At 69.8% G+C, this 15,233-nt stretch carries 12 protein-coding genes; 11 read left to right on the forward strand and 1 reads right to left on the reverse strand.

The genetic code is table 11. The features are described from left to right. The 4 genes from ACFFGY_RS22160 to ACFFGY_RS22175 all read left to right on the forward strand — a co-directional run. The coding region (locus ACFFGY_RS22160) for a phage tail tube protein (protein ID WP_377046716.1) at positions 1-376 on the forward strand (376 nt) is incomplete at its 5' end. Positions 377-485: 109 nt separating this feature from the next. Next, positions 486-941 carry a hypothetical protein gene (locus ACFFGY_RS22165; protein ID WP_377046717.1) on the forward strand — a complete coding sequence of 152 codons (456 nt, stop codon included), beginning with the start codon at positions 486-488 and terminating at the stop codon, positions 939-941. Beyond that, complete coding sequence (locus tag ACFFGY_RS22780; RefSeq protein WP_456316183.1) at positions 941-1,240, forward strand: phage tail assembly chaperone; 300 nt, start codon at positions 941-943, stop codon at positions 1,238-1,240. The genes ACFFGY_RS22165 and ACFFGY_RS22780 overlap by 1 nt, the downstream gene beginning before the upstream one ends. Continuing rightward, on the forward strand, positions 1,240-1,950 hold the full coding sequence (locus tag ACFFGY_RS22175; protein WP_377046719.1) for a hypothetical protein: 711 nt from the start codon (positions 1,240-1,242) through the stop codon (positions 1,948-1,950). The genes ACFFGY_RS22780 and ACFFGY_RS22175 overlap by 1 nt, the downstream gene beginning before the upstream one ends. Here the strand turns inward: ACFFGY_RS22175 and ACFFGY_RS22180 are convergent. Further along, positions 1,947-2,492 carry a hypothetical protein gene (locus tag ACFFGY_RS22180; RefSeq protein ID WP_377046720.1) on the reverse strand — a complete coding sequence of 182 codons (546 nt, stop codon included), beginning with the start codon at positions 2,490-2,492 and terminating at the stop codon, positions 1,947-1,949. The genes ACFFGY_RS22175 and ACFFGY_RS22180 overlap by 4 nt on opposite strands. A 99-nt stretch (positions 2,493-2,591) precedes the next feature. Here ACFFGY_RS22180 and ACFFGY_RS22185 point away from each other — a divergent pair, with 99 nt between their 5' ends. The 7 genes from ACFFGY_RS22185 to ACFFGY_RS22215 form a co-directional block, all read left to right on the forward strand. After that, positions 2,592-7,304 carry a transglycosylase SLT domain-containing protein gene (locus ACFFGY_RS22185; protein WP_377046721.1) on the forward strand — a complete coding sequence of 1,571 codons (4,713 nt, stop codon included), beginning with the start codon at positions 2,592-2,594 and terminating at the stop codon, positions 7,302-7,304. Then, positions 7,301-8,923 carry a hypothetical protein gene (locus ACFFGY_RS22190; RefSeq protein WP_377046722.1) on the forward strand — a complete coding sequence of 541 codons (1,623 nt, stop codon included), beginning with the start codon at positions 7,301-7,303 and terminating at the stop codon, positions 8,921-8,923. Before ACFFGY_RS22185 ends, ACFFGY_RS22190 begins: the two co-directional genes overlap by 4 nt. Positions 8,924-8,927: 4 nt before the next feature. After that, entirely contained in the window at positions 8,928-10,133 is a 1,206-nt protein-coding gene (locus ACFFGY_RS22195) for a carbohydrate binding domain-containing protein (protein WP_377046723.1), read from the forward strand. Then, positions 10,134-10,949, forward strand: a complete 816-nt coding sequence (locus tag ACFFGY_RS22200; protein ID WP_377046724.1) for a hypothetical protein — start codon at positions 10,134-10,136, stop codon at positions 10,947-10,949. A 2-nt stretch (positions 10,950-10,951) separates the two neighbouring features. Beyond that, positions 10,952-11,440 carry a hypothetical protein gene (locus ACFFGY_RS22205; RefSeq protein ID WP_377046725.1) on the forward strand — a complete coding sequence of 163 codons (489 nt, stop codon included), beginning with the start codon at positions 10,952-10,954 and terminating at the stop codon, positions 11,438-11,440. A gap of 40 nt (positions 11,441-11,480) precedes the next feature. Beyond that, the gene (locus ACFFGY_RS22210; RefSeq protein ID WP_377046726.1) at positions 11,481-11,918 is read left to right on the forward strand and encodes a hypothetical protein; all 438 of its coding nucleotides are present in this window, start codon (positions 11,481-11,483) and stop codon (positions 11,916-11,918) included. Between the two features lie 89 nt (positions 11,919-12,007). Then, positions 12,008-15,233: GH32 C-terminal domain-containing protein (locus tag ACFFGY_RS22215; RefSeq protein WP_377046727.1), on the forward strand; the 3,226-nt coding region annotated here is incomplete at its 3' end.

Here is a 15,233-nt window from a genome sequence, read left to right on the forward strand (position 1 = left end):
GGCGGTTGCGGCCGTGTGCAACAGCGTCTCGCTGAACATCACCAACGACGGGGCCGGCGCCGACTACGGCCTAGGCTCCGCCGCGGCGCAGGGCATGCGCATGGGCGTGTTCGGCTGCTCCGGCTCAGTGCAGTTCTATTTCCGCGACTTCACCCTCTATCAGCGCTTCAAGGCGGAGACGATCGGCTCCTTCTCCTTCCGCGCGATGGACGCAGCCGGCAACGGGTACCGCTTCACGCTGCCGGCGGCGGCGCTGATGAACCCGCAGATCAACGCCGGCGGCCCTGGCACACCGGTGATGGCGACCTTCGACCTCGAAGGAAACCCCGACGCCAGCGGCGTGGTCCTCAAGATCGACCGCGTTCCCGCCACCTGATCGCGCGCCCGGCGCCGCGGCGCTGGCGCGTGTAGGGGCCGGCTGATCTGCGGGGGTCCGCCGGCCCCGCATCCCGCACTCCCCGCATCCCGCACAGGATACCCGCACCATGAAGCTTTCCGCCGTGACCATCGTCGCGCCCACCGATCCGCAGGGCGACTGGATTGCCCCCGGTGGCGAATTCGATGACCTGGAGGTGCTGACCGTCGGCATCACCGACGCCTTCACCGACGCCCAGGCTGCCCGTCATCAGAAGCTGGCTCGCTCCTGGGGCGGTGACGCCACCCGCGCCCCGGTCCGCCTGCTCCGTAAGGCGAACATGGACTGTCTGCTGGCGCACAGCGTCTTCGGGCTGCGCAACCTGAAGGACGACGACGGCAACGACGTGCCCTGGGAGCAGGTGAAGAAGATGGTCTACGAGGAGCAGTACCGCCCCCTCGCCAATGCCATGTTCGCTGCGGCGAACCTGGCCACCGCCCGCCGCGCCGCCGACATCGAGGACGCGGAGGGAAACTCCGCGCCGTCCTCCTCTTCCAGCTCGAATGGGGCAGCTGGGCCGACCTGATCGCCGAGGTCGAGGAGGACGAGAGGCCCGTCGAGCCCGCCCTGGAGCCGGCCAACACCTGGGTCTGGCGGGCCTGGAACTACCTTTCCGACGAACGCCCCTCGGAGGTGTCCGGCGTCGCCGGCCCGATGGGCGGCGTGGTCTGGAAGAGCAAGCCCGGGCGCATCCCTTGGCGCGCCGCGATGACCTGGTGCGATGTGCACGGGTACGGGTTGGAACAGCGCGACACCCTCTACCGCCTGATCAGGATCCTTGACGACGAGTACCTGCGCTGGCGGAAGCAGAAGGACAGCCAGTGATGCGGGCAGCAGCGTTCCGGCAACAGGTGCGCGTCTTCGTGGACCGCAACCTGTCACCCGCTGCCCAGTCAAAGGCGCTGGCGGACGCTGCCGTTGCTGGCCGCACCGACCTGATCCGCTCCGGCCGCGCGGCGCCGTCCTACATCCTGAGCGTCGACGGGCGGGAAGGGCCGGACGAGGCGCAGGTGAAGCCGGACGGCATCATCGTCTATCGCTTCAGCCTGATCGGGCAGGCGGCCGTCTTCGCCATGGCCTTCCTGCGCGCTCGTTCACCGGTGCGCAGCGGCGCCTTCCGCGACAGCTGGTTCTATGCGCTCAGCGCCACCGGCTACACCCGCGGCTCGGCGCGCGGCACCTGGCACAACGGGGTGAAGGTCGCGGCCTCGTACAACGCCAATGACCAGATCATCAGCCAGAAGAGCTTCGACCCGCAGAAGGTCGGGGCGGACATCGGCGAGATCCTGATCTCCTCGCGAGCGCCGTTCGAGCGCAAGGTAGATGTCCAGATGGCGGGCGGGCGGCGGCTGCGCTTCTCGGTCCCCGCCAACATGGTCGACGACTGTGCCCGCGCCGTGCGGCAGCGTTTCCCGACGCTGGACGCGCGGCGCATCTACCAGCTGCACCATCCTGGGCAGTACGTGCTGCGTAGGGGGAAAAAGGCTGGGAGCCGGGTGGAAAACCCGGCGCTGGTTATCTCACTTCGTTCCTAGAAAGTTGGCATTACCCCAGTTTGCAAATAGGTGTTCCAGCACTGCTGGGTGATATTCAGCCCAGCTACGTTTGCATCAAGGTTTAGTATGCCTTGGTACGGGCGAGACGCCGTAACGGCGGTTCCTCGATACTGGCAGATTTGCCGGGCCTGTTGATCCCGCGCCACGGCCGCTTGAAGGGCAGCCCCGTCAGCAGTCGATGTCATAGGGCCGGAGTTCCGGTATGGTGCGACAACTGCCGCCAATCGTCTCTGCTCATTAGCAATCGCACTTGGGCGATCTGCCTGCGCGATGTTTGGGTTTAGTGTGACATTGACGCGCGCCACGCCTGCCAGTTGCTTATCTAAGTCCGGAGCGCCTTTTTGTGCCTGCTGAATAAGGCTCTGCTCGCGCCCAAGTCGCTCATCCGCACGATGCTTTTCGGCCAATTCGTCGCTTGAATATTGCACAACCGGGAATGGATAGGCTGCTTGCATTTCTTGAGGCGTTTGAGCCGCTTCGCAGCCGGCGAGCAATAAGAGGCTCGCTACAACAACTCGCATCCACCGTCCCTCGCTGATTGGGTTCTCAGCGTAACAGACGGAACGTCCTCGGCAATCGGGCTGTGCCCTCCACCCCTGAAGCAAGCGGGAGCAATTGGCATGGCGACCGTCTCCCAAGTTACCGAAGCCGTTTTCACGGCGCGGTTCGACAATCAGGTCACGGCTGGGGCTGATGCTGCCGCCAAGTCCATGGAGGGCTTCACCCAGGCCCTGGAGGTAACGGAGGAGCGGGTCACCCGCGCCACCCGCAGCACCACCGCACTGGTGAAGCAGTTCGACCCGGTGACCCAGGCTGCCGCCCGCCTGACCAAGGCACAACGCGACCTCGCGGAAGCGCAGCAGAAGCTGACCGGCGATCTCGCGGCTGGCGGCGAGAAGGCCGCGGCGGCTGAGCGGGCAATCGAGAACCTCAACGAGCGCGTGACCCAAGCCAGGGTCCGGCATGAGGCGCTGAAGGCGGCCGGCTCCGCCGCAGCCAAGGGGCTGGATGAGGTCAGCGTCGCCGCCACGAAGGCTACGGGCGCTTTCGGCCTCGCTGGCTACCAGATCCGCAACCTGACGGCGCAGGTGGTGGACTTCAGTGTCCAGGTGCTGTCCGGTGGCGGGCTGTTCTACCCCATCATTCAGCAGGGCCCGCAGGCCGTGGATGCGGTGGGCGGTCTAAAGTCCGCCATTTCGATCCTGGGCCAGATCCTCACACCGACGCGGCTGCTGGTAGGCGGCTTGGCCGCAGCGTTCGTCGGATCGGTGGTTGCTGCCGAGCAGCAGGAGCGGGCGCTGCTCAGCCTCTCCACACGCTTGCGGGCGACCCGCGCCGATTATGCCACCCTGGCGCAGACGGTGGACGTGAACGCCCGGGTTCTGGCGGGCTCGACCGATCTCTCCACTTCCGACGCACGTGCCGCTGGCGTGACCCTCGGTGGCGTGTCGACCTATGCCGGCACGCAGCAGGACCTGCGCCGTCTGCAGCAGGTGGCAGGCGACGTTGCCGTGATGCTGGGTACCACGGTGCCGCAGGCGGCTGAGAAGATGGCGGCCGGTCTCCGCCGCCCGGCCGAGACCGCACGCCAGCTCGCCGCGAGCGATCTGCGCACCCTTGATGACGCCACGCTGCGAACGATCGAAAGCCTGGACAACCTGGGGCGCCGGGCGGAGGCTGGGGCGGTGCTGATGGACGCGCTGTCGCGCGCCGCTGGCAGTGCCTCAGATGCTCAGACCCCTTTCCAACGGGCTCTCAGCGAAGCGGAGCAGGCGGCGACGCGGGTCTGGAACGCCATCCGTCCACTGATCGTCGGGCTCGGCACCGACCTGGTGCACAGCATTGCCTCGGGCATCGAGGGCATCGCCAGCCTGATCACCAAGTTGCAGGAGCTCAGCAACAGCTTCAGCAACAGCGCGATCGGCAAGTTCCTACTGTCCACCGACAGTGGCCCGGCATCGGTGCTGAACAGGCTGGCGAACGTCACTCCGGGCTCAGTGTCGGTCAGCAACACCTCCTCCGCGTCCGACATACAGGCCTACATCCGGCAGGCGGTTGCGGGCACCAACGTCCCAGCTGATTTCGCGCTTGCGGTGGCTGGCCGGGAAAGCAACTACCGGCAGCAGGTAGACGGCCGCACCTACACCTCTCCGGCTGGCGCCATGGGTGTCATGCAGCTGATGCCCGGAACCGCAGCCGGCCTAGGGGTGGATGCGACCGACGCGGCGCAGAACATCGCTGGCGGCATCCGCTACCTAGGCCAGCTGCTGGAGAAGTACGGGGGAGACCAGAGCCTCGCCGCGGCGGCCTACAACGCAGGTCCCGGGCGTGTGGACAAGTTCCTCGCCGGTGGCGGTTCTCTCCCGGCTGAGACATGGCGCTACGTGCAGGCTGTGGCGCCGGATCGCGTGCAAAATGGTGCGGTGGTGCCCGGTGGAGCGCTTTCCGCGGCTGCCGGGAGTATCGGCATCACTGAAGAGCGCGCCCGTGCCGCTAACGTCCTGCCTGACAGCATCAGGAAGCAGAACGAACTAATCGCGCAAACGCGCGGCACGCTCGCCACGCCCGGCCTCAATACCGAGAGCCAGGTTCGGTACAACGCGCTCCTGCGGGACCAGCTCGCCGCCCTCGACGCGCTGAAGACGCCGGAGCAGCGCCGTCAGCAGGACTTCCAGGACCGCGCCGCCATCATGGCAGAGGTGGCGGGCGGTGCTCGTGACCTGAAGCAGGCCGAGCTGACTGAGGTACGACAGGCTGAGGCCGAAGGTCGTATCCCCGATGTGGCGGGCGCCCGGGCGAAGAAGCAGTCCGAGCTCAACGATGCGCTGGTGGACACGGTGCGTCAGGTCGGCCTCGACACGGACGCCCAGGTCGCCCGCAATCGCGTGGTCCTGCAGGGCAACGCCGCAGTGCAGGACGCTGCGGTGGTGGCCAAGGCGCAGACGGACGCGCTCAAGACCAGCGCCGAAGGCACGGCCGACTATGCCAATCACGTCCAGATCCTGACCCGCGTTTACCGGGCGCAGCAGGCGCAGGTGAATGCCGGTGCTCTGCTGGGATCAATCAAGGACACGGAGCAGGCCAACGAGCAGCTGCAGCTCGAGACCAGCCTGATCACCGCCAACACGGTTGAGCGTGAAAAGGCGATCGCGGCCTACAAGACTGAGCGGCAGATCCGCGAAGCCGGTGCGGACGGGACGCCGGAAGCCGATCGTCTGCGGGCGGCAAGCCAGCAGGCGGCCGAGCTCCGAGTGCAGAACCAGCAGCTTGCCGCCTCGTGGCAGGAACTTCAGAGCTTCGGCACCCAGGCCTTCGACCGGATCGGGGGGGCGGTCACCGAGGCCTTCGTGAACGGGAAGGACAGCGCCGTCAGCTTCGCGAGCGTGGCGAAGGCGCTGCTGTCCGAAGTCATCCAGCTCATGCTGAAGCTGGCCCTGATCAACCCGCTGCAGAACGCCGTCTTCGGGACAAACCTCGGCACGCTCGGCGGCGTCGCCGCGGCGGTGGGTGGTGCGAGCAGTACCGCTTCCGCAGCCTCCGCTACGACCGCATCTTCCGGTGGCTTTATGGGCACCCTCGGGAGTATCGGCAGCCTTGCGTCGCTAGGCTCCGGGCTGGCGAAGGTGGGTAGCTTCCTGGGCTTCGGCGGCGCCTCCTCGACGGGCGCCATGTCGGTAGCGCAGCTTTCCGCGAACCCGATCGCCACCGGCGCATCGCTGGGGCCTTCCGCCATTCCTGGTGCGGGCGGTGCGTCGTTCCTGGGCATGACCGGCACGGGTGCCTACCTCGGCGGTGCGGGCATCGGCGTCGCCGGTGGCCTGCTGGCGAACAGCCTGCTCGGTGGCAACAAGACCAACGGCATGATCGGCACCGGCATCGGCACGGTGGGCGGCCTGATCATCGGCGGGCCGATCGGCGGCGCCATCGGTGGCACGCTGGGCGGCGCCCTGGGCGGCCTGTTCGGGGCCCGGCCGAGCGACAAGACCGGCACCTACAGCATGGACCTGGTGTCCGGCGTCGGCACCGAGGGCGGCCTCGAGGGCAAGAAGTTCTCCCAGGAGAACCGCGACAGCGCCAAGACCATCTCTGACAGCATCACCAGCATGGCGGAGCAGTTGCGCACCGCTCTGGGCGTGTCCACCACGCCGCTCGCCTACCAGGTGGCGGTGGGCGGCCGGGACGGCATCTCGCTGCAGTACGCCGACGGCACGAAGTACAGCTACGACGCCTCCGACAGCGGCACGACGGCGCTGGTGAAGCAGGCTGCGCAGGACATCGTGAAGTCCATGGCTGCCGCCGCCTCGGACGACATCCAGAAGATCATCGCGCACTCGGACGATGCCGACACACTGCTGGCGAACGTCCAGTGGTTCAGCGGCACCTATAAGGTGTTGTCCGCCACCATCGAGCAAAATCAGACCGCAGCGGAGCGGTTCCAGACCTCGCTCGACACCCTGAACAAGCCCTTTGACGACGCGATTGCCAAGGCGTCGCAGCTGGGGTTGGAGACGGCGAAGCTGGCCGAGAACCAGGCGTCAGCGGTTACCGCGGCGCGCGCGGCGCAGGCCGCCACCTACGACCAGGCCGCCCGCACGGCGCAGGGGCGCGACTACATCACCTCCCTCGAGGCGGTGCGCACCTCCTACAATGACAATGCCGGGCTGATGCGCTCCCTCGGCCGCGACCCGGAGGCGCTGTTCAACGACCAGGTGACGGCCATTCTCAACCAGTTGGACCTTGGTCAGCTGGTGGACGTGTCCGACGCCTTCGCCGGCTGGGACGATGCGGTGTCCTCGCTGGCGACCCAGACGGCGGCGAACGCGCGCGCCACGGCCGCGGCCACGGCCGCGCAGGAAGCCGCCGCCACGGCGACGTCGGATCAGCTGACGGCGCTGCAGAAGCTGCAGAGCCAGTCCAAGGTGCTGACCGGCTACCTCGACAGCCAGGCGCTGAACGACAACACGCTGTCGCCCTCGGCGAAGCTGGCCGAGGCGCAGCAGCAGTTCTCCGCCGCGGTGGATGCCGCCCGGGCTGCTGGGCCGGCCAACGCCGACCTGTCGGCCGTGACCAGCGCTGCCTCTGCGGTGGAGCAGGCTGGATTGCTGAACTACGCCTCCTCGCCGCAGCAGGCGATGCTGGTGCAGGGCATTCGCTCGACGGTGGAGAACCTGGCGACCGGCCTCGGCCTGCCGGACTTCTCCGACAGCCTCGATCAGACGCTGGTGGTGGCGCAGCAGTCGCTGGCGGTTCAGCAGGACCAGGTGGCGCTGTTGCAGCAGCTTCTCGCCGAGGCCCGGCTAGATCGGGCTGAGCGGAAGGCGCGAGGCGGATGAGCCTGACGATCTCCTCCGCCGGCCCGGCCGAGTTCCTGCTGGAGCTCGGCAGCGCCCCGCTGCTCGCCGGTCTGGTGGCGGCACCCTGGGGCATGCCTGGCGCCTACCCGCCCGGCGCGCGGCCGCAGGATTTCCCGGCTCGCGCCGCGGCTGCCGTCACGGTGGTGCGGCTGTCGCAGCGCGGCTGGACCGGCGAGCCCGGCGACAGCGCCGCCGCGAATATCACCTATCCGCCGCGCCTGGCGGAAGCGCCGCTGCTGACGCTGACGATCCCGGTGCTGCCGGAGAGCGAGGCGCGCGGCACCGCCACGGCGGCCGAGGCGACGCTGGACAATGCCGACGGGCGCCTCGACCAGGTGGCCGGCGACTGGTCCATGGTCGGGCGCCCGGCAGTGCTGCGGCGCGGGCCGCATCGCACGCCGCTGCGCGCTGACAGCGCCGAGTTCGTGACGGTGGCGTCGCTGCGGGTGTCGAGCGCCGCGATCGGCACCACGGCGCCGCGCATCGCGCTGGAGAACGCGGCGGCCGACCTCTCGCTGCCGGTGTGCTCCACCTACCTCGGCACCGGCGGCATTGAGGGCGACGCGACCCGCACCGGGCAGAACCGGCCGCTGCTGCTGGGCATCGTGCCGAACATGCAGCCGACGCAGGTCCTGGCGGCACAGCTGCTCTACCAGATCAGCTCCGCGCCGCTCTCCACCGTCATCGCGGTGCGCGACAAGGGCGCGACGCTGACGAAGGGCGCGGACTACGGCACCCTGGCAGCGCTGCTGGCTGGTCAGCCGTCGCCCGGCAGCTACGACACCTGCCTGGCGCTCGGCCTGATCCGCCTCGCGTCCACGCCGCAGGGCATGGTGACCTGTGACGCGCAGAGCGCTGGCGACACCAGCCATGGCGGCATCGCCCTGTCGCTGCTGCGGGGGCCGGGTGGGATCACGGCCGACCGACTGCTGCCGGCCACGGTGTCGAACCTGCCCAACAACCAGGCCGGCTTTCTGTTCACCTCCGGTACCGTTGCGGACGCCCTGGACCGGGTGCTGCTGTCCTGCGCCGGGTGGTGGGGGCCGGACCGGCTGGGCCGCGTGCGCTTCGGCCGGCTGCCGGTCCCGGGCCGCGCCGCGGCGTCGCTGAACATCCCGGGATGGGTGATCCAGGACGCCATCGACCGGTATGGCAAGGGCCTCGAGGAGGTCGCCGGCAGCAAGCCCCGGTGGGGACAGCGGCTGAAATACCAGCTGCTCGGGCAGACGCAGGGGGCAGGGGACCTGCTGGGCACGATCGCCGCTGATCCGGCGCAGCTCGACTACTACTCCACCGGTTACCGCATGGCTTCGCGCTACGACGTGTCGATCCTCTCGACCTTCCCGGCGGCGCTGAACCCGGAGCCGCTCGAGACCGGCTGGCGCAACGAGGCCGACGCTCTGGCGCAGGCGCAGTACCTGCTGGACCTGCACGGCGTGCGCCGGCGGACCTGGGAGGTGCCGGTCGGGCCATGGGGTCACCTGCTCGACGTCGGGCAGGTCATCACCGTCGATTACCCGCGGCTCGCGGGGCAGAACTGGATCGTCACCTCAATCTCGGGGACTGGCGACGACATGGGAGCCATGCTGTGGGGCTGACCGCATGCCCGCGCTGATCACCGGGCCCACCAACCTGATCGACGCCGCCTCGACGGTGCTGGCGGCCGACGGCGCGCTTGGCGGGCTGGGGGTGGAGAACCTGCGCACCTCCATCCTGGGCGAGGTGTGGCGCACGACCGGCACGGTCGAGGCGCAGACCTCCGCGGTGGTGTCCACCGACAGCCAGAATGGCGCCGTCCTCGGGGCGAACACCACCCGCACCGGCAACGTCGCGAACCACGACGGCACCAGCAACGCGGCCGTGGCCTACAGCAACTCGGCCACCAGCAACGCCAGCGTGGGCACCACGGCGCAGGTGAAGGGCGGCCAGAAGTACCGCATCCAGGCGTGGATCAGGCGAGCCAACGGCGCCAGCGTCAGCGGCAACGCCATCCTGGTGCTCAACGCCGCCACGGCCAACTTCGCCTTGCCCATGAGCAATCTCGCGCAGGGCACCGCGTGGCAGTTGCTGACGCTCGACTTCACCGCGCAGCGCACCGGCACGGCCAACATCTACTTCGTGACCGACACCGGTACGCTCTCCTACGCCCTGGACGGCGCCACCCTCTACGCCCTGCCGACCTATGCCGTGGGCAGCAAGACGGCCCGGCTCTCCGTCGACCTCGGCGCCGCGGCGGCGGTGGACGTGGTGGCCTTCGGTGCGCCCTTCGACGGGCTCCGCCCGCCGGCTGGCAGCCTGGTGCGGATCTGCGCCAGCAACCAGCAGCCCTTCGGCGTGGAAGTGCTCGACACGGGGGCGCTCGCCTTCGCCATGTCGCGCGACGGCTGGTCCTACACGCTGCCGGCGGCGAAGTCGGCCCGGTACTGGTGGGTGCAGATCAACGTGCCCGCCGCGCAGGCCTACCTGCAGCTGGGCCGCGCCTGGCTGGGCGGCGCCGTGCGGCCGGCGCGCGATCCGTCGCCCGACAACTATCAGCCGGGCGCCGACGACAGCGCCACCACGGCGCCGCTGCGGCGCATGCAGTTTTCCATCGCCTCGCTGAGCGAGGCCGAGGCGGTGGCGATCGAGAACCTGGGCCTCGATGCCGGCACGCAGCGCCAGGTGCTGGTGGTGCACGACACCACCCGGCCGGCCCGCAGCACCATCTTCGGGAAGTTCACCGCCATCCCGGCCCCGCGCCTGCAGAAGCAATGGGATGCGCGCGGGCAGCTGTCCTCGGTCGACATCGCCATCAAGGGGGATCGCTGAATGGGCGACCAGGTTCTTTCCGCCGACATGGCGATGGTGGCGACGACCACCGGCGGCACCGGCGCGGCCCAGCTCGGCGCGGCCCCGGCGACCTACCTGCACCCTGGTACCCAGATCCCCACGAACGGTCTGGTGACCTGGCGCGAGGTCAACGCCGACGGCTCGCAGTGGCAGATCTTCCGCGGGCGCTATGTGGCCGGCAGCCCCAACGTCATCACGCGCGAGACGCTGCTGCTGCGCTCGGACGGCGGCACCACCTTCATCAACTGGCAGGATGGGCAGACGCGCTACATCTTCCCCGATGTCTTCGCGCGGGACGCCGTGCTGATGGACACGGACGGCCGTATCCAGTTGCCGGCGCCGCTGCAGGGCAACCACGCGGTGGGCCGCGACTGGGCGCTGGGTGTCCCCGTGGCGCAGCGCGGCTGCCTGTACATCGACTGGTCGAACAGCGGCTTCGGGGTGACCACCAGCAACGTCAACCTGATCTACTACAACGTTCCCGCGAAATCCCGGCGCATCGAGGGCGGCTACTGGCTCGATGCCGCGAACACCGACGGCACCACGGCGGTGATCCTGACGCAGGTGGCGCTGATCAACCAGGCGAGCGGGGCGGACATCGCCCAGCGGGCGGGCGCCATCAGCCGGTCGAGCAACGGCATCGGTGGCGGGCTGGGCGGCACCTTCAACTTCACCTTCGACACACCCGTGGGCGACAACGTCCTGCTGGCCCTGCGCGTCCGCAAGGGCGCCAGCACCGGCAGCGTCTTTGCCTACAACGGCGGCCTGTACGCCGACGTCATGCTGGACGCCTGAACATGAGCGACGCGCCTGAGATCATCGAGCAGCCCTCGACCGAGAGCGCCCTGACCATCGCCTCGGCGCGCTACGGCGGCCCGGCGCACGACCTGGTGGAGGTCACCATGTCGGACGGCTCGCTCTGGGCCTACCTGCCCGATGCTCCGCTGCTGGAAGGGGTGGAGATCGCCGACTACGAGCCGACGCAGGCCGTGCCGGCCTTCGTCGGCCGCGTGCAAGGGCGCCAGGCGATGGCGGCGGCGCAGCTGGCCGACGGCCGCTCCGTGCTCAAGGCCACCAAGGCGCTGATCGCCAAGATGCTCGTGGACACTGAGGAGCTGCCCGACAGCGACCCGCGCAGCATCCAGGCGCAGCAGGTTGCCGAGTGGTGGGATAACGCCGACACCTACCATCGCCAGCACCCCGCGTTGCTGCTGCTCGCGCCCATGCTGCCCCTGACTTCGGCCGAGGTGGACGACCTCTTCCGCGCCGCAGCCGCCATCACCTGACCCCGGCGCCCGGCGCCACCCCTGACACTGGAGACTGCTCATGAGCGGGAGCTACGTGCCCGATGTGGAGGCGCGTCTGCGGATCGGCCGCCGCGGCGGTCCTCGGCGGAACCGCTGGTACCAGGGCGACAGCATCATGCTGCTGGGCGAGGTGTTCATCGTCGGCACCGGGGAGCCCTGGCCGGCCGACGGCGCCACCTTCCGCGTGCTGCGGCCGGACGGCACCTACCAGACGCCAAACCCCACCGTGACCAGGGTGGCAATCGGCTCCTTCCAGGCCGAGATCCCCACGCCGCTCGCTGGCACCTACCGCATCCGCTTCTCCACCACCGATCCCACTCCGACCGCGGATGAGGGCTCCTTCGACGCCGTCGCCTCCACCGTCCTGCCGCCGCCTGACCCGACCACCCCTGACGGCGCCGCGACCTACGACGGCGTGCTGCTGACCTACGGCGACGTCCAGCTCGTCTACGTCTGAGGCTTCCGGCCTCCCTCCGCCACCCACTCCCGCCTGACCCATCGCGGCGTCCGCACCGGACGCCGCGCCCTTCTGCATGGAGCCAGCCCATGGCTGAAACGGCCAACTTCCGAACCGCGCCGGTCGCCAACGACCTCGCTGCGGTGCCAGCCCTGTTCGGCCACGACGGCGGTCAGCCGGTGCGCGTGCCGCCGGATCTGCTCAAGCCCGACCTTTCCGCCTTCGCCCGCACCGACGCGGTCGCGACGGCGATCGAGGCGGCGGTGGCGCCGCTGGCCACCCTTGAGCAGCTGGCGGAGAAGGCCGACGCCGAGGCCACCGCGCAGGCCCTGGCCGACAAGGCCGACGCGCAGGCGACCGCCGATGCGCTCGCCACGAAGGCGAGCTTCCTGCGCGGCCTGGCGCAGCTGACCGGCAGCCGCGGCATCACCGCCGACGACCTCGGCCGCCGCCTGCTCTATGCCAGCACCAGCGACGCGGCGATCACGCTGAGCGCGCAGGCGGCGGGCTTCGAGTTCGCGGTGACCCAGCGCGGCGCCGGCGCGGTTGGCTTCGTGGCCGGCAGCGGCCAGAGCATCGAGGCACTGGGCGAGCCGCGCACCTCCGGCGTTGGCGCGACCGTGACGGCGCTGCACGTCGGCGGTGGCGCCTGGGTGCTGTCGGGGAGCGTGGCGCCGGCGCTGACGCTGGTCAGCTACTCGGTGGCGGCGCTGCGTGCGCTGATCACCAGCGCGGTGTTCACCCGCGCCTCCGGCGCCACGGGCTACGACGCCACCGGCAAGCTGGTGACCGTTGCGGCCGACACGCCCGCCTATACCGTGGCCGGTGCGCTGGTGATGGAGGGCGCACACACCAACCTGCTGCGCAACAGCCGCTTCGAGGGCGCGGTGGCCGGCAGCCCCGGCACCCTGCCCACCAACGTGACGCTGAGCGGCGCGGCCTCCTTCACCACCACGGTGGTGGGGGTGAGCCCGGACGCCAACGGCAACCCGACCTTCTCGATCCGCTTCGTGGGCACGCCCACGGCCGTCACCAGCCTGGGGCTGCTGCTGGACACCTTGACCGGCATTCCCGCGGCGCAGGATCAGACCTTCACCGGCGCCGTGCTCGCCTCGGTGAGCGGCACCACGCCGCCCGCCAACCCGCTGGCGCGCATGCGCCTGGTGGAGCGCACCGCCTCGGCCGCCGGCAGCAGCATCGAGAGCGTCGGCCGCGGGATCACCAGCGCGCCGTCCGAGTACCGCATGACCTACACCATGCGCGACGCCGCCACGGTGGCGCTGGCGCCGTACTTCTTCGTCACGGTGGCGGCGAACGAAGCGGTCGACTTCGTGATGAACGTGACGCTGCCCCGCGTCACCCGCGACGCCTACTCCCGCGTGCCGACCCTGCCTCCGGTGGGCGCGCCTGCCGCCACCTCGCGGGCGGAGGATGGCGCAGGCATCACGCTGAGCTCCTTCGACGCGGTGGCGCCGGTGCAAGGCGCGCTGATCTTCGACCTGGTGCTGAGCGAGGTGATGATCACCGAGCGCTCGATCCTGCGGCTGGACGACGGCACAGGGAACAACAGCATTGAGGTGTACACCCCGCCCTACGGCATGGCGCCGCAGCTGCGGGTCACGCGCAACGGCACGGTGTCGCACGGGCCTTCCACCGGCTTCATGGTGCAGGGTGTGCCGGCGCGGCTCGGCCTGCTGTGGCGCTCGGGCATCATGGGGTTAAGCCTGAACGGCGGGCCGGTGTCGTGGCTCTCCACGCCGAGCCCGTCATCCCTGAATACCCTGCGCTTGCGCCCGTTCAACGGCACGCTGGGTCTGTCGCGGCTCTACACGCCAGCACCCGCCACGGCCGATTTCCAGGCGGCCTGTGCTGGCGCGCCCGGCACGGCGCTGCCCAACCAGATCGCCGCCGCCGGCGGCAGCCAGGGACCCGGCACCGGCACGCCGCTCAGCGCCGACCTGACGCGGCAGCGCTGGCACTTCGTGGCACGCCGCGGCTACCTCAACGACCCCTGCGGCGTGCGAACCATCAACGGCGTGCACCACCTGTACTACCAGTGGAACCCGGTGGCCGGGGTCGGCGCCGGCGACAGCGCCGACATCGGCGGTCGCACCACATGGGGACACGCCACCAGCACCGACCTGGTGCACTGGACGCACCAGCCGATCGCCATCGCCCCTACGCCGGGCGCGATCGACCGCAACGGCGCCTGGTCGGGCTGCGCCGACACCGCCGACGACGGCACGCTGCTGTCCTACTACACCACGCCCAGCCCCGAGCAGCAGATGGTGGCGACCTCCACCGACGGTGGCACCACCTGGACCAAGCGCCTGACGCCGGTGTTGCCGCGCGCCACGCTCACCGCCGACGGCACCACCGGCACCGCGCGGGATCCGCACACCTTCCGGCTGAACGGCGTGCGCTCGATGATCCTGGCCTCGACCGACGCCACCTCGGCCTGCATCAAGCTGTACCAGACCAGCACCGGCAACGGCATCGACGGCTGGGCCCCGGTGGGCGTGTTCTTCCGGCTGCCCTCGACCGATGCCCGCTACAAGTTCGTCTGGGAGTGCCCCGACCTGTTCGAGATCGGCGGCAAGTGGGTGCTGATCTGGGGCTCCGGCGGGCTGTTCTACTGGTTCGTCGGCACCATCACCAACGGCGTGTTCACGAGCGAGGCCGAGGGGCGGGTGTTCTCCGGCAGCGCCTACGCTGGCCGTTCCTTCCTGCACTCTGATGGCAACCGTTACCTGTGGGCGTGGCCGAAGGAGGTGATCACCATCGACCAGATGCGCGCCCGTGGCTGGTCTGGCTGCATGACGCAGCCGGTGCTGCTGACGCTGAGCAACGGCAACCGCCTCGACGTGGCGCCGGCCGCCTTCAAGAACACGCTCTACGGCCCGGTCACCACCGCGACGCCAGCGCAGCTGGTGGACAACGCCTCGCTGCTCTCGCTGCCGGAGCCGAGCCTGGGCGTGAAGGCCACCGCTGCGGCGGGCGGCAAGGCCACGGTGACGGTCCTCAACGGCCGCGGCGAGGCCTTCGCGACGGTGAGCTACGATCCGGCCTCGGCCGCCGACCGCAAGCTACGGATCAACACCGGCAGCACCGGCACGCCCTACTGGTACCGGGATGCCGAGATCGGCAGCGAGCCGGTGGCGCTGGAAGTGTTCCTCGACGGCTCGCTGGTCGAGGTCTTCCTCAACGGGCGCATCGCGCACAGCGGCCGGGCTGCGCCCGATGCGGTCGGACCCTTCACCGTGGTGCTGACCAACGGCTCGGGCCTCACCGGGGCGCAGGCCTGGGAGATGCTGG

The sequence above is a fragment of the Roseomonas elaeocarpi genome (assembly GCF_042433915.1).
Lineage (GTDB): Bacteria > Pseudomonadota > Alphaproteobacteria > Acetobacterales > Acetobacteraceae > Roseomonas > Roseomonas elaeocarpi.

Bases quoted from the DNA above. Each gene is read 5' to 3' on its own strand.
- ACFFGY_RS22180 (WP_377046720.1), bottom strand. From the start codon at position 2,492: ATGCGAGTTGTTGTAGCGAGCCTCTTATTGCTCGCCGGCTGCGAAGCG.
- ACFFGY_RS22190 (WP_377046722.1), top strand. From the start codon at position 7,301: ATGAGCCTGACGATCTCCTCCGCCGGCCCGGCCGAGTTCCTGCTGGAG.
- ACFFGY_RS22195 (WP_377046723.1), top strand. From the start codon at position 8,928: ATGCCCGCGCTGATCACCGGGCCCACCAACCTGATCGACGCCGCCTCG.
- ACFFGY_RS22205 (WP_377046725.1), top strand. From the start codon at position 10,952: ATGAGCGACGCGCCTGAGATCATCGAGCAGCCCTCGACCGAGAGCGCC.
- ACFFGY_RS22165 (WP_377046717.1), top strand. From the start codon at position 486: ATGAAGCTTTCCGCCGTGACCATCGTCGCGCCCACCGATCCGCAGGGC.
- ACFFGY_RS22210 (WP_377046726.1), top strand. From the start codon at position 11,481: ATGAGCGGGAGCTACGTGCCCGATGTGGAGGCGCGTCTGCGGATCGGC.
- ACFFGY_RS22185 (WP_377046721.1), top strand. From the start codon at position 2,592: ATGGCGACCGTCTCCCAAGTTACCGAAGCCGTTTTCACGGCGCGGTTC.
- ACFFGY_RS22175 (WP_377046719.1), top strand. From the start codon at position 1,240: ATGCGGGCAGCAGCGTTCCGGCAACAGGTGCGCGTCTTCGTGGACCGC.
- ACFFGY_RS22200 (WP_377046724.1), top strand. From the start codon at position 10,134: ATGGGCGACCAGGTTCTTTCCGCCGACATGGCGATGGTGGCGACGACC.